Annotated in this window: 15 protein-coding genes; 13 read left to right on the top strand and 2 right to left on the bottom strand. The window is 62.8% G+C overall.

Annotated elements, in window-relative coordinates:
- Positions 1 to 99 precede the first annotated feature (99 nt).
- Positions 100 to 708 (top strand): PilZ domain-containing protein, encoded by a 609-nt coding sequence (locus NITMOv2_RS09895; protein ID WP_053379711.1) that lies wholly within the window; start codon positions 100 to 102, stop codon positions 706 to 708.
- 59 nt (positions 709 to 767) lie between these two features.
- On the opposite strand, the gene NITMOv2_RS09890 is transcribed toward NITMOv2_RS09895, so the two are convergent.
- The gene (locus NITMOv2_RS09890) at positions 768 to 1,673 is read right to left on the bottom strand and encodes a P-loop NTPase (protein WP_053379710.1); all 906 of its coding nucleotides are present in this window, start codon (positions 1,671 to 1,673) and stop codon (positions 768 to 770) included.
- A gap of 246 nt (positions 1,674 to 1,919) precedes the next feature.
- On the opposite strand from NITMOv2_RS09890, the gene NITMOv2_RS09885 reads away from it, so the two are divergent.
- The 9 genes from NITMOv2_RS09885 (at position 1,920) to NITMOv2_RS09845 (ending at position 10,673) form a co-directional block, all read left to right on the top strand.
- Positions 1,920 to 2,105 (top strand): helix-turn-helix domain-containing protein, encoded by a 186-nt coding sequence (locus tag NITMOv2_RS09885; protein ID WP_053379709.1) that lies wholly within the window; start codon positions 1,920 to 1,922, stop codon positions 2,103 to 2,105.
- Positions 2,106 to 2,215: 110 nt separating this feature from the next.
- The gene (locus tag NITMOv2_RS09880) at positions 2,216 to 3,076 is read left to right on the top strand and encodes a CheR family methyltransferase (protein WP_053379708.1); all 861 of its coding nucleotides are present in this window, start codon (positions 2,216 to 2,218) and stop codon (positions 3,074 to 3,076) included.
- Between the two features lie 11 nt (positions 3,077 to 3,087).
- Positions 3,088 to 3,471: a chemotaxis response regulator CheY gene (locus tag NITMOv2_RS09875; RefSeq protein WP_053379707.1), complete on the top strand. Its 384-nt coding sequence runs from the start codon at positions 3,088 to 3,090 to the stop codon at positions 3,469 to 3,471.
- A gap of 14 nt (positions 3,472 to 3,485) precedes the next feature.
- Positions 3,486 to 4,133 (top strand): protein phosphatase CheZ, encoded by a 648-nt coding sequence (locus tag NITMOv2_RS09870; RefSeq protein ID WP_053379706.1) that lies wholly within the window; start codon positions 3,486 to 3,488, stop codon positions 4,131 to 4,133.
- A gap of 113 nt (positions 4,134 to 4,246) precedes the next feature.
- The gene (locus NITMOv2_RS09865; protein ID WP_053379705.1) at positions 4,247 to 6,208 is read left to right on the top strand and encodes a chemotaxis protein CheA; all 1,962 of its coding nucleotides are present in this window, start codon (positions 4,247 to 4,249) and stop codon (positions 6,206 to 6,208) included.
- Between the two features lie 98 nt (positions 6,209 to 6,306).
- Positions 6,307 to 7,260, top strand: a complete 954-nt coding sequence (locus NITMOv2_RS09860) for a chemotaxis protein (RefSeq protein WP_053379704.1) — start codon at positions 6,307 to 6,309, stop codon at positions 7,258 to 7,260.
- Between the two features lie 16 nt (positions 7,261 to 7,276).
- Positions 7,277 to 8,377 carry a protein-glutamate methylesterase/protein-glutamine glutaminase gene (locus NITMOv2_RS09855; protein WP_238590504.1) on the top strand — a complete coding sequence of 367 codons (1,101 nt, stop codon included), beginning with the start codon at positions 7,277 to 7,279 and terminating at the stop codon, positions 8,375 to 8,377.
- A gap of 50 nt (positions 8,378 to 8,427) precedes the next feature.
- Positions 8,428 to 10,113 (top strand): methyl-accepting chemotaxis protein, encoded by a 1,686-nt coding sequence (locus NITMOv2_RS09850; protein WP_053379703.1) that lies wholly within the window; start codon positions 8,428 to 8,430, stop codon positions 10,111 to 10,113.
- Between the two features lie 23 nt (positions 10,114 to 10,136).
- Positions 10,137 to 10,673, top strand: a complete 537-nt coding sequence (locus NITMOv2_RS09845; protein ID WP_083447906.1) for a chemotaxis protein CheW — start codon at positions 10,137 to 10,139, stop codon at positions 10,671 to 10,673.
- Positions 10,674 to 10,677: 4 nt separating this feature from the next.
- Here NITMOv2_RS09845 and NITMOv2_RS09840 read toward each other — a convergent pair whose 3' ends face one another.
- Positions 10,678 to 10,902 carry a hypothetical protein gene (locus tag NITMOv2_RS09840; protein ID WP_053379702.1) on the bottom strand — a complete coding sequence of 75 codons (225 nt, stop codon included), beginning with the start codon at positions 10,900 to 10,902 and terminating at the stop codon, positions 10,678 to 10,680.
- 175 nt (positions 10,903 to 11,077) lie between these two features.
- Here NITMOv2_RS09840 and NITMOv2_RS09835 point away from each other — a divergent pair, with 175 nt between their 5' ends.
- The 3 genes from NITMOv2_RS09835 (at position 11,078) to NITMOv2_RS09825 (ending at position 13,517) form a co-directional block, all read left to right on the top strand.
- On the top strand, positions 11,078 to 11,848 hold the full coding sequence (locus tag NITMOv2_RS09835; RefSeq protein WP_053379701.1) for a flagellar motor protein: 771 nt from the start codon (positions 11,078 to 11,080) through the stop codon (positions 11,846 to 11,848).
- 88 nt (positions 11,849 to 11,936) lie between these two features.
- Positions 11,937 to 12,755, top strand: coding sequence for a flagellar motor protein MotB (locus NITMOv2_RS09830; RefSeq protein ID WP_053379700.1), 819 nt, complete (start codon positions 11,937 to 11,939; stop codon positions 12,753 to 12,755).
- Positions 12,756 to 12,884: 129 nt separating this feature from the next.
- Complete coding sequence (locus tag NITMOv2_RS09825) at positions 12,885 to 13,517, top strand: response regulator (RefSeq protein WP_053379699.1); 633 nt, start codon at positions 12,885 to 12,887, stop codon at positions 13,515 to 13,517.
- Positions 13,518 to 13,581 lie beyond the last annotated feature (64 nt).

Genomic DNA, 13,581 nt, shown 5'->3' with positions numbered 1-13,581 from the left:
GCGCGACGCGAGGAATAACGAGCGTCACGTCTGCGCACGGGCGCGAGATGGTGAGCGCCCCGTTCTGAACAGCCTGCGAAGAACTTTTAGGACGCCGCCATGCCCCGATCGTCGACGAATCTGCCGTCTGTTCCGCCATCCGTCGCGCAGGATGAACGCCGCGAGTGGCTTCGGATCGACGATCGACTGCTGCTCGAATATCGCCTCGTCACGGAGCCGGCCGATAGGCCGGCTCCGGGCGTGCCCGCCGTCACGCAGGATATGATCGCCGCCGCGGTCGCGAAACCGACGGCCGAGCTCCTGGCTCGAAACGGCGAACTGCTGGCCGGTTCACCCATTCTTCCCTGGATCATGAAAGTCGATTGGTTGCTGGAGGTCATGTTGAAGGCGATGGCCGTCCTGCATCCGGAATCGATGGATATCGCCCGCGTGACGGACGTCAATATCAGCGGGGGCGGCATCGGTTTCGCCTCCGCCCGACGGTTCGAATCCGGCGATCGATTGTCCGTGAAAATCATCCTGCCACCGTTTACACCCGTGCATACGGTGGCGAAGGTGATCCGCTGTGCGGCCCTGGCGAACGGGCAGGCTTTCGACGTGGCCACTCAGTTCGAGCAGCTTTCGGCCGACGATCAGGAACACATCATCCAGCACATTATCCGCACGCAAGCCGAGCGGCTGCGGGCGCGCCGCCAGCAGACGGCGTAAAGATAGTCATTGGTCATCGGTCATTTGATGACCGGCACGATGACTAGCGACCGCCGCCATCAAGCGGCTTGAGCCGAGGCTGAAGAGCCGGAAAGCACCACCTCCAGTGCGTCGACGATACGCCTGAGCGCCTGGGCGGCCGGTGAGTGGGGGTCGCTTTCGACGACGGGCAGGTAGGTCCGGACCGCCCGCTCCATCGCAGGATCGTCCGGAATTTCCCCCAGTAGCGTCAGATCCCCGCCGACGTATTCCTTGAGCAGCTTGCGGAGCTGCAGCACGTTAACCCGGGAGCGGCCCGAAATCCGATTGAGGATCAACGCCGGTTGAAACGTCCGGAGCGCCGCCTCCGCGATGCCGCGCCCCGCCTCGTCGGTTTTTCCCGCCACGTCGAGCACTTCTTCCACGCTGCTGAAGTCGCGGTCGGCCAGCGCTTCCGCCATGCTGTCCCGCGCCAGGAACGAGGACAACACCCGGCGGATCGCGGCGAGCTTGATGAAGCGGTAGAGATCCAACACCGACGTCGGATCCGGTGTCGCCACAGCAAGGTGATGGTCGGCCATGAGAAAAAAATCCAGCGCGTGATAGCTCGTCCCCGCCCCGATGTCGACGACGATCGCGTCGGCTTCGATGTCCCGAAAATGGCGGATCAGCCGTTTTTTCTTCGAATAGGCCATGTTCGCCGTGGCCAAGGTCTCGCCGGTGCCGGGAAGGATGCGCAGGCCCGGATGGACGGGCAGCGTCTGCGCCACGTCGTCGAGACGTTCGACGCGCCGGCTGAGAAAATCCGTCAGCGTCGTCGGCGGATTCAAGAGCCCGAACAGAATGTGGCTGTCGGCCCCGCCGATGTCGAGATCGGCCAGGACCACGCGCCGCCCCCGCTTGGCGAGCAACAGCGCCAGGTTCGCCGCCACGACACTCTTGCCGACGCCGCCCTTGCCGGAGGCGACGGAAATGATCCGAGCCATTGTTGTCCGTCTCTGGTGGTTATGACTGTGTCGGTCGGTCGCTCGTGAAACCTGAGAGCAGTCTATCTGGTCTGTCTCGTCTGTCTCGTCTATCTGGTTCGCGAACTCGCTAGTCCGAAGACCGGACAGACCGAATAGACCAGATAGACGAGACAGACCCGATTCAAGTTTTCCAATCCCGAGGCCGATACCACATTCGCTATGAATACGACCGTGCCTGCAACAACGGCGCACCACTCGGACGGTATGTCAGCAACGGACGGCGAAATTCTGACGGTCATGGACGTGGCCCGCTTTCTGCGGGTCCCCAAATCCACCGTCTACAAGCTGGCGCGGCTCGGCGAGCTGCCGGCCTCCAAGATCGGGAAGCACTGGCGCTTCCTCCGTCGCGACATCCATGAGTGGATGCGCCATCGCTCCCACGCGGCGTAGCCCGGCGTCCGCCGCCGGGCCGCAACCATTGGCCCCGGAGCCGGTCCGCACCGCGGGCCAAGGGCCGGTGTGTCCGCCGGATACTCCGGTGGACGGAGACACAAGACTGAATGGGACACGCGCTTTCCAAAGCCGAGGCCGCCAAGCATCTCTCCATGAGCGAGGAGACCTTTGCGCGGCTCCGCGAATTCGTCTACGAGCAGACGGGCATCTCGTTTCAGGATCATCACAAGTATCTGCTGGAGAGCCGGCTGCTGCCCCGGCTGAAGCAGCACAAGCTCGCCTCGTACGACGCCTATTATCAGTACCTCTGTTTCGACACCTATCGCGACACGGAACTGTCGGCGCTGTACGACCTGATCACGACCAACGAGACGTATTTCTACCGCGATCTCCCGCAGCTCGACACGTTCATGCGGACGATCGTGCCGGCCGTCATGCAGGCCAACAAGGACGCCCGGCAGATGCGGATCTGGAGCGCGGCCTGCTCCACGGGCGACGAGCCGTACACGTTGGCGATGATGTTGATGGAGCATGCGCCGCTCGCCGGCTGGACCGTGGAGCTCCTCGCGACGGACATCAGCGACGCGGTGCTGGCGAAGGCGAAGGAAGGCGTCTACGGCGGGCACACGCTCCGCCATGTCCCCGAGGCGATCAAGCGCAAATATTTCCACGAACAGAAAGGGCACTTTGCGTTGAAGCCGGACGTCAAACGGCGGGTGAAGTTCATGAACCTGAATCTGTACGACCGTCCGCGTCTGAAACTGGTCACGGGCATGGACGTGATTTTTTGCCGCAATTGCCTGATTTACTTCGACGACCGGGCCAAGCGCCAGATCGTGACCGATCTCCGAGCGGCGCTGAAGCCGGACGGCTACCTGGTGCTGGGGTTTTCGGAGTCGCTCACGAACATGTCCACCGGGTTCCGGCCCGTCTACGCGGGGCGCGCGGTGGTCTATCAGAAAGTGTAAGGAGGTTGGCTATGCCGGCGGATCCCACCATGAAGATTCTCGTCGTGGACGACATGTCGACGATGCGGCGCATCGTCAAAAACATTCTCAAGCAGCTGGGGTTCTCGAACCTGGAAGAAGCCGAAAACGGACAGGAAGCGCTGGCGAAGCTGCGGGCGGACAGCTATGGCTTCGTGGTGTCCGACTGGAACATGCCGGTGATGCCGGGCATCGAGATGCTCCGCGCGATCCGCGCCGACGAGAAGCTGAAGCACATTCCCGTGCTCATGGTCACGGCCGAGGCGCAGAAGGAAAACCTCATTGAGGCGATCCAGGCGGGCGTCAACAACTACATCGTGAAGCCCTTCACCGCGGAAACGATGCAGGACAAGATCGCCAAAATCTTCAACAAGTAGGAAGGACCGCCGGCATGAGCTCGAAACCGTCCGCAGTGAACAACATCCCGCCGCCGCCGATGGTGGATCCGGACGGCGCCCCCATCGACATGCAGCTCTACGAGCAGCTGGGGGAGTTGGCGCGGTTCATCGATACGACGCTGAAGACCATCAGCCAGTTCCGGGATCCGGTGAGCGCGACGACGGAGCAGTTGCCGCAGGCCGTGACCCATCTGCGGGACCTGAAGAAGTTGACGGAGGAGGGTACGCACACCGTCATGCGCCTGGTCGAGTCCATCCAGGACAACCATCAAAGCCTGACGCGCCTGCTCACGCGGCTGGCCGTCGAGACGGCCGGCACGCCGGATGCCGGTCGGTTCGCCGCATTGGAGCAGGGCCTCGCCGCCTTGGCGGAGGACGACCGGCGGCTGACCGACATCATCACGGCGCTATCGTTTCAGGACCTCGTCGCGCAGCGCATCAACAAGCTGGTCACGATCGTCGATGAAGTGGAGCACAAGCTGCTCGAGCTCGTCGTGGTGTTCGGCCCCTACACGAAAGGCGCCGGCGCAACGGAGGCGGGCAAGGCGTCGGAGATGCTGAAGCAGCTGGAAGCCTCGAAAAGCACGGCGATGAATCAAGATTTGGCGGACGAGATACTGAAGCAGTTCGGGTTCAACTGAACACAGTGACGGGTGATCAGTGATGAGTGATGAGCAGACGGTGATGAGAATCCTATCTTCACTGATCACTCATCACCCATCACGCATCACTTCCGTTTTTCCCGGAGGCAGCCATGAGCGATGAGATGCAGGAAATTCTGAACGACTTCCTGACCGAATCGACGGAGATGATCGAGGTGCTGGATCAGCGCTTCATCGCGCTGGAATCCGATCCGAACAACGCGGATCTGCTGAACGAGATCTTCCGCGCGATGCACAGCATGAAAGGCTCCGCCGGATTCCTGGGCTTCAATCGCCTCGTCGACGTGACGCATCGCGCCGAAAGCATCCTGAACAAGATGCGCCAGGGCGAAATGGCGGTCGTGCCGGCGGTCATCAACGTGATTCTGGAGACGGTGGACGTGGTGAAGGCGCTCATGGCCGATATCCGCCAGAGCGGCACGGACCAGCACGTCCAGACCGAGGCGATGGCAAAAAGGCTGGACGACGTGTTGGCGGGCGCGCTGCCGACGGCGACGACGGAAGGGGTCAGGCCCCACGCGAAGCGCGAAGAAGGGGGCCAGACCCCGGCTGAGGGCGAGGGGGTCAGGAACCATGTGTCGGAACAACCCGCAGGGCGCTGCGCGCAAATGGTTCCTGGCCCCGTTCCCGCCGTGCCGCCGACGATCGGCGAGATTCTAGTCGAGGAAGGCCTCGCGACGAAGGAACAGGTGTTCGACGCCTTGACGCAGCAGCACAAACAACCGGAGCCGAAACAACCGATCGGGGAGTTGCTGGTTCAAGCCAAGGCCATTACAGAACGTGCATTGGATCAGGCGCTGCACAAGCAGGAGAAGCAGGAGAAGCAGCCCAAGGCGTCCGAAGAAGATCAGACCATCCGCGTGGAGACCCGGCGCCTGGATTCGGTGATGAACCTCGTGGGCGAGCTGGTGCTCGGGCGCAATCGCCTCATCAAGATCGGCGGCATTCTGGAGCACCAGCATGAGTCGGACCCGCAAGTGCGGGCGCTCGGCGAAACCCTGACACAATTGAACCTCGTCACGACCGACCTGCAGCTCGCCGTCATGAAGACCCGCATGCTGCCGATCAAGAAAGTCCTCGCCAAGCTCCCCCGCATGGTCCGGGACCTGTCCCAGAAACTCGGCAAGCAGGTGCGGCTGGAGACCCATGGCGAAGACACGGAGCTGGACAAATCCGTAGCGGATGAAATCGGCGATCCGCTGGTCCATCTGGTCCGCAACGCCATCGATCACGGCATCGAGAGCCCGACCGAGCGGCATGAAAAGGGCAAGCCGAGCGAAGGCACGCTGCGGATCGCGGCCAGCCAGGAAGGCAACAGCATCGTCATCCGCATTCAGGACGACGGGCGGGGCATCGCGCTCGACAAAATCAAAGCCAAAGCCCTCTCCAAGGGACTGGTCAGCGAGGCCGAGCTGTCCTCGATGGAGCCGCGCGAGATCGTCAACCTGATTTTCCTCCCCGGCTTCAGCACGGCGGAGAAGGTCACCGACGTGTCGGGGCGCGGCGTGGGCATGGACGTGGTGCGGACGAACATCCGCAAGATGAACGGGACGGTCGAAATCGAATCCGAGCAGGGCAAGGGCAGTCTCATCACGATCAAGCTGCCGCTTACGATCGCCATCATCCAGGCCCTGATGGTCGAAGTGGAGCGGGCGACGTTCGCCATCCCGCTGAGCTCGGTCATCGAAGCCGTGCGCATCACCAAGTCGGACATCAAGACGATCAACGGGCGGGAAGTGCTGCACCTCCGCGATCGCGTGCTGCCGTTGATCCGGCTCGCCCAGGAGTTCGAGCTGCCGGTGGATACCAAGCGCGAGCGGTTCAACGTGGTCGTGGCGGCGCTCGGGGACCGGCGGATCGGCGTCGTCGTCGATGAGCTGCGGTCGCAGGAGGAAGTGGTGATCAAGTCGATCTGGGACTACCTGGACAGCATCAAAGGCATTTCCGGCGCCACGATCACGGGCGACGGCAAGGTCGTCCTGATTCTGGACATCTCGGAGCTGGTCGAAAACGCCCACGCCTGGCACGGCGCCGCCGCCGCCGCGGCGGCTTGAACGGAACACGTGGTTCGTGACGCGTGGAGCGTATGTCGTATGCGGATCTCACGCTTCACGGGAGACGAACGACGCTTCACGCAGAGGACGGAGGAATCATGTCCACCCTCATCAGTGAAATCGACGCCCGAACCAGACTGGCCGGGGCCAACCAAATGGAGCTGCTGCTCTTTCACTTGGGCACGCAGGAGCTGTTCGGCATCAACGTGTTCAAGGTCCGCGAGGTGATGAAGCTGCCGCAGCTCACGCGCGTGCCGGAAGCGGACAGCCGGGTCGTCGGCATGGCGAACATCCGAGGCACGATGGTGCCCGTCATCGCGCTCAAGCGCAGCCTCGGCCTCGGCGAGCACGACGTCGACCTGGCGCGCCCGGACGCCAAAGAGAACGGCATCCTTATCATCACCGAGTACAACGCCAGCCTGCAGGCCTTTCACGTGGCCGCGGTGGACCGCATCATCCGCACCTCCTGGTCGCACATCAAGACCCCGCCTCCGCTCGTGCGCGAAAACAACAAGGGCGCGGTCACGGCGGTCACGATGCTGGACAGCGGCCGGATGGTGCTCATCCTGGACGTCGAAAAACTGCTCAGCGACATCTGCCCTCGTCCGGACGAGGAAGTCTACGCCGGCGTCACGACCAAGCCCGAGCTGAAACAGAAGACCGTCCTCTACGCGGACGATTCGGCAGTCGCCAGGACGCAGATCCGGAAAGCACTCGAGAAATTGGGGCTCCAGTTCGTCCAAACGACGACGGGCAAGGAAGCGTGGGATTATCTCCAACAACTCGCCCGCCACTCGGCCGAGGAAGGTCTGGCGCAAGTCCAACACATCAACATGGTGCTGAGCGACATCGAGATGCCCGATATGGACGGGTTCACGCTGACGAAACAGATCCGGTCGGATCCCCGGCTCGCCCACATCCCGGTCGTCCTGCACTCTTCGCTCACCGGCACCTGCAATCAGGACAAGGGCCGGCAGGTGGGCGCGACCGATTACGTGACCAAGTTCGATCCGAAGCTGCTGGGCGAAACCGTGATGCGGTACATCAACTGAGGGGAGCGTCAGAGGCGTGAGCGCGGTGCTGGCGAAGCCGATTCAGGTGCTGGTCGTCGACGATTCGACCTTCATGCGGAAAAGCCTGTCGTCCATGTTGGCGGCCGATCCCCGGCTCGCCGTGGCCGGAACCGCGAGAAACGGCGAAGAGGCGCTGCAGTTAGTGCGGCAATTGAACCCGGACGTCGTCACGATGGACGTGGAAATGCCCGGCATGAACGGGCTGGACGCGCTCCAGCACATCATGGCCGACCATCCGGTGCCCGTCGTCATGGTCAGCTCGCTGACGGCGGAAGGGGCGGAGGACACGTTGAAGGCCTTGGAAATGGGAGCGGTGGATTACATCCCGAAGCAGCTCGACGGGGTCGTGACGCGGATCGCCGACATCAAGGAGCAATTGATCGCCAAGATCGTCACGGCGGCGAGCGCCAAGGACAAACTGCGTCATGCGTCATGCGTGGTGCGTCACGCGGACCGTCCTCAACGCATCACCCATTACCCATCACGCATCACGTCTTTGTCGTCCCAGACCGTCACGGCGACGCGGGGCTCGAAGATCGTCGCCATCGGCTGCTCCACCGGAGGGCCGAAAGCCCTGCTCGATGTGCTGCCGACGTTCCCCCCGGATTTTCCCGCCGGGGTGCTGATCGTGCAGCATATGCCGAAGACCTTTACCAAGCCGTTCGCCGACCGCATGAACGCGGCCTGTCCGCTGGAAGTCAAGGAGGCGGCCGACGGCGACGAGATCGCGCCGGGACGGATCCTGATCGCGCCCGGCGGGCTCCAGTGCCGGGTGAAGCGACGGTCCATCACGAGCACGGTCGTCGCGCTCAGCGCCAATCTGGAGCACCATCTGCACGCGCCGTCGGTGGACATCATGATGCAGTCGGTCGCGGCGGTGTACGAAGAACGCGGGATCGGGGTCATCTTGACCGGCATGGGACACGACGGCCTGGAGGGGATGAAGGCCATCAAGGCGGCGAACGGACGGACCATCGCACAGGACGAGCACACCTGTGTCGTGTACGGCATGCCGAAGGCGGTGGTGGCGGCCGGGTATGCGGACAAGGTCGTCCCGTTGTCCGGCGTGGTGGGAGAGATTCTGAACATGGTGTAGGAGAGGATCGGGGCAGCGGTCATCAACAACAGCGACATGTAGGAGGCACTATGAGCAGCCTGTTTGGGAACTTGAAAATCGGTCCGAAATTCGCCCTGTCCATCGGCGCGGTGGCGGTCGCCGTCATCGCGGTCGGCTTGGTCATTCTCTACAAACAAGAGCAGGACAAACTCGAGCTCCTGCTGGAGCAACGAGGCAAGCTGCTGGAAACGCAAATCCAGATCACACGCTCGTATATCTCCCAGAACTACGTCGGCAAATTGAAGAAGAGCAAGGCCGGCAGCGACATCGTCGTGGCGAAGGATCACGTGAACAACCCGGACGCCATCCCGTTCCCGGCGACGGCTACGCGGGAGATGGGCGAGGAAGCGAACAAGAGCGGTCTGTTCACCGCCCGCATGATCAGCCAGACGCCGATCAATCCGGCCAATCTGCCCAAAGATCCGTTCGAAACCGACGCCGTCAAGGCGATTATGAGCGGCGCCGAGAGCTTTTCCCGCATCGAAGAGGTGAACGGCGTCCTGACCTATCGTCGCGCCTCGCCCGATAAGGCGACCTCCACGGCCTGCATCGGATGCCATACGGACAAGCAAGTCGGTGACACCCTCGGTGTGCTCGCAGTCGGCATGAACATGACCAAAGGCAAGGCGGCCTCGGACCGCTCGATGGTGACGACCGGCGGACTCATGGCGGGGGTCGTCTTGACGATCGTCGTCGTCACCTATTTCCTGCTGCACAGGATCGTGTTGAAACCGCTCAGCCATATGGCGGCCATCACGCGGGACATCGCCCAGGGGGAAGGGGACTTGACCAAGCGCGTACCGGTGGGCAGCAAGGACGAGATCTCGCAGTTGGGCGATTACTTCAATCTGTTCATCGAGAAGCTGCAGAAGATGATCGGGCGGGTGGCGCACGTGACGGACAAGGTGGCCTCCGCGTCGGTGGAGCTGTCCGCGACGGCCGAGGAGATTTCGAAGGGCACCGACAACCTGACCTCCCGCGCGTCGCAGACCGCCGCGGCGATCGAAGAGATGAACGCCACCGTGAGCCAGGTGGCCCAGAACTCCGGCAAAGCCGCCACCCTGGCGCAGGAAACCGTCAAGACCGCCAAGGACGGCGGCACAGTCGTCGCCGACACCATCGCCGGCATGCAACACCTGTCGGACGCCGTGTCGAACAGCGCCACGATCATCGCCGAGCTCGGCAAGTCCTCCGACCAGATCGGCGAGATCGTGCGCGTGATCGAAGACATCGCCGATCAGACCAATCTGCTGGCGCTCAACGCGGCGATCGAAGCGGCCCGCGCGGGTGAACAGGGGCGCGGCTTCGCCGTCGTCGCCGACGAAGTGCGCAAGCTGGCCGAACGCACCACCAAGGCCACCAAGGAAATCGGCGACATGATCCGCCAAATCCAGCAGGACACACGCGGCGCGGTCGACTCGATGCAGCAGGGGACGCAGAAGGTCTCGGGCGGCGTCGAGCTGGTCAACAAGACCGGCGAAGCCTTGACGCGTATCGTGCAGATGGTGTCGGAGAGCGCGGACATGATCCGGCAGATCGCGGTGGCGTCGGAGCAGCAGTCGGTCGCCACCCAGCAGATCGCCACCGACATCGAAAACGTCGCGAAGGTCACGAAGGAATCGGCGTCCGGCGCCAACGAGTCGGCCAAGGCCAGCCACGACCTGAGCCAGCTGGCCGTCGAGCTGCAGGGCATCGTCGGCTCCTTCAAGGTCTGACGACGACGGGAAAGGAAGAGGCCATGATCGTCGAAGAAAAAACGGCCGCGCCGGCGACGCCGGGGGCGGCCGCCGCGTCCCGCGAGATCGGCGCCGGGGACAACCTCTGCCAGTTCGTCACATGCCGCGTGGGGCACGAGGAATTCGCGCTGGACGTCCTGAGCGTCCAGGAAATCAATCGCATGGTGGAGATCACCCGCGTGCCGAAGGCGCCGTTCTTCGTCGAGGGTGTGATCAATCTCCGGGGCCGCATCATCCCGGTGCTGGATCTCCGGCGGCGTTTCGGCCTGCCGGTCGCCGAACGCACGAACGAATCGCGGATCGTGGTGATTCTGGTGAGGCAGCGGATGGTGGGGCTGATCGTCGACGAGGTCGTGGAAGTGTTGCGGATTCCCAAGTCGACCGTGGAACCGCCGCCGTCGGTGGGCAGCTCGGCGGGAGCCGAGTTTACCCAGGGCGTCGGGCGGATCGGCGATCGGCTGTTGATCGTGCTGGATCTGAACCGGCTGTTGCTTCCCGGCGAGCAGGCCGCTCTGGACGCGGCGACGAGGCAGCGGTGACGCGCTAGCGGGCGGACGGGCCCGGCGGGTTCCGTCGCTGCTTTTCCAATACGCGCTCCAGCAGCGCGAGCGATTCGCTCAGCAGGTCGGAGGCGCAGCTCATCGTGGCCTGGAATTGCCGCATCGCTTCGGCGACCTTTCCCGCCCGTTGCAGCTCCTGGAACCGCCGATGCTGCTCGTCGAGGATCGCTTGCTTGGCGTCAAGCAGGAGACAGTCCACCGGGGTCATGCCGCCCTCCAATTGAGTGGAGCCGCACGGTAGCAGAGCCATTGATGTGAAGGCAAGAGGGTCTATCTGGTCTGTCTCGTCTGTCTTGTCTATCTCGTCAGGAGACCAGATAGACGAAACGACCGGAACCAAATAGACCAAATAGACGAGATAGACCCAACAGACCAGCCAGACTATGGATATCGCCACCATACTAGGCATCGTCATCGCCCTGGGGTCGATCATCGGCGGGCAGGCGCTGGAAGGCGGCCACCTCAGCTCGATTCTCCAGTTGACCGCCTTCATCATCGTGATGGGCGGCACCATCGGCGCCTGCTGCGTCCAAAATCCGCTCCCGGTCGTGCTCAAAGCGGTGGGGTCGCTCTCCCTGGCAATCTCCGGCCCGCACATCGACCACAAGGGCATCATCAAGCTCATCCTGGATCTGGCGAACGTGTCCCGCAAGCAGGGGCTGCTCGCCCTGGAGGGGAAGCTCAAGGACATCAAAGATCCCTTCATGAAGAAGGGCGTGCAACTGATCGTGGACGGGACGGATCCGAAAGCCGTGCATGAAATCCTCGAGATCGAGGTGGAGCACCACGAGGAGGAAGGCGTGATCGCCGCGAAGGTCTGGGAAGCCGCCGGCGGCTATGCGCCGACGGTGGGCATTCTGGGCGCCGTCCTGGGGCTGATTCACGTCATGGAAAACCTCGCCGATCCCTCCAAGCTGGGCGGCGGCATCGCGGTCGCGTTCGTCGCCACCGTCTATGGAGTCGGCGCGGCGAACCTGTTTTTCCTGCCGCTCGCCAACAAGATCAAATACAAGCTGAAGGAAGAAGCCGGCTCGCGCACCATGATCATCATCGGGCTCGTCGGCCTCGCCCAAGGCGAAAACCCGCGGCTCCTCCAGGAAAAGCTCGAAAGCTTCCTGCCCCACGGGGAACGGACGAAGGAACAGAAGAAGTGATGGGTGATCAGTGATGAGTGATGAGTTTCCGGAGGGGTTCCGTGATTCCACGGATCACTCATCACCCATCACCCATCACTTCTGACATATGGCGAAGAAAAAGCACGAGGAACACGAGAATCACGAACGCTGGTTGGTGTCCTATGCGGACTTCATCACGCTGCTGTTCGCGTTCTTCGTCGTGATGTATTCCGTCTCGGCGGTGAACGAGGGCAAATTCCGGACGGTGAGCGAATCGATCAAAGCGGCGCTGCATCCCATCGCCAGCCGCGAGGCCTCCGCGCTGGCCTTCAACGTCGGCCAACACCGCCCGGCGTTGATCTCGCCGAACCTGCCCGGCACGAAGGAAGTCGCCATCCGGCGCCTTCGCGACTTCGTGAAAAGCATGCAGTCCATGTCGCAGTTCGCCCTGATCCACATGTTGGAGCGCCTCGACGGCAGCGTGGTCATCACGATCCCCGATCAGGTCCTGTTCAACAGCGGCGAGGCCGCGCTCAAACCGGAAGCCCTGCCGTTTCTGCAGGGGCTGGCCCAGGCGATGTTGGAATTGGACCGCCAGGTGCGCGTCGAAGGCCATACCGACAATGTGCCGATCCACACGGCGCAGTTTCCGTCGAATTGGGAGCTGTCCGCCACCCGCGCGGTCATCGTCGTGCGGGTGCTCCATGAATTGTATGGAGTGCCCGGCTCCCACTTGGCGGCGTTGGGCTACGCCGATTCACGCCCACTGACGGCCAACCTCAATCCCGAGCAGCGCGCCAAGAACCGCCGCGTCGAAGTCATCATTCTCGAAGACAAGATGACGGCGGCTCCGCCCGACGGATCGCTCAATCCGGAAGGCGCCCCGGAATCGCCGGGGGAGCAGCTCCCGGCCGACCTGTTGCCTCCGGTCGTACCCATCCATTAGAACGACGAGTCGTTCGTCTGCCACATGATGTCCCGCTGACCGCCGGTGTGAACTCACTTGCTTTTAGTATTAAGTAGGTGTACCAGATCTCTACGGCTCTGCATTTATAGAGGAGGGACAGGACGGCCCATGAGCATTCTCATTGTCGACGATAGTGAAGAAGAGCGGACGCTCCTCAGTGAAGTCCTTCGTCGCGCCGGATACGGCCCGCTTCTCTTCGCCGATTCTGCTCACCGCGCGTTGGGGTGTCTTGGATTGTCCGGACACGGGGAAGTGCCGAGCGTCGACGCGGTGCTTGTCGACGTCATGATGCCTGGGATCGACGGCCTGGCCTTCTGCCGGCGGGTGCGGGAAGAGGAACACTACGCCCACCTGCCCCTGATCATCGTCACAGCCAAGACCGACGCCGCGGACATCACTGCCGCCTACACAGCCGGCGCCAGCGACTATATCCGCAAGCCGGTCATCGCCGCGGAACTCATCGCGCGCGTCTCGATGGCGATCACGCTGAAGCAGGAGTTGGACGATCGCATCGAACGGGAGCACGCTTTGACCGGCACCGTCACGGAACTCGGGCGGGCCGTCGCCGAGTTGAAGAGTCGCAAGGAAAGCATGAGCGTCTGCTGCAAGTGCAAGCGGGTGCGGACGGCGGAGGGAATATGGCAGCGAATCGAAGACTATTTAGAAGAGCGCCTCGATGTCGGCATTGCATCCGCTGTCTGCGGGAAGTGTGAGCCGGCCGGCCGTTCCCCACATGGATAGGTCCCGGCAGTTCAGCATTCGCACAAGGGCCTTCAATACGCCAGCGACTCTTCCTGAATCCTTC

This window comes from Nitrospira moscoviensis (assembly GCF_001273775.1).
Lineage (GTDB): Bacteria > Nitrospirota > Nitrospiria > Nitrospirales > Nitrospiraceae > Nitrospira_D > Nitrospira_D moscoviensis.
The sequence above is the reverse complement of the archived record's forward strand: the minus strand, read 5'-3'. Positions and strand labels throughout refer to the sequence as shown.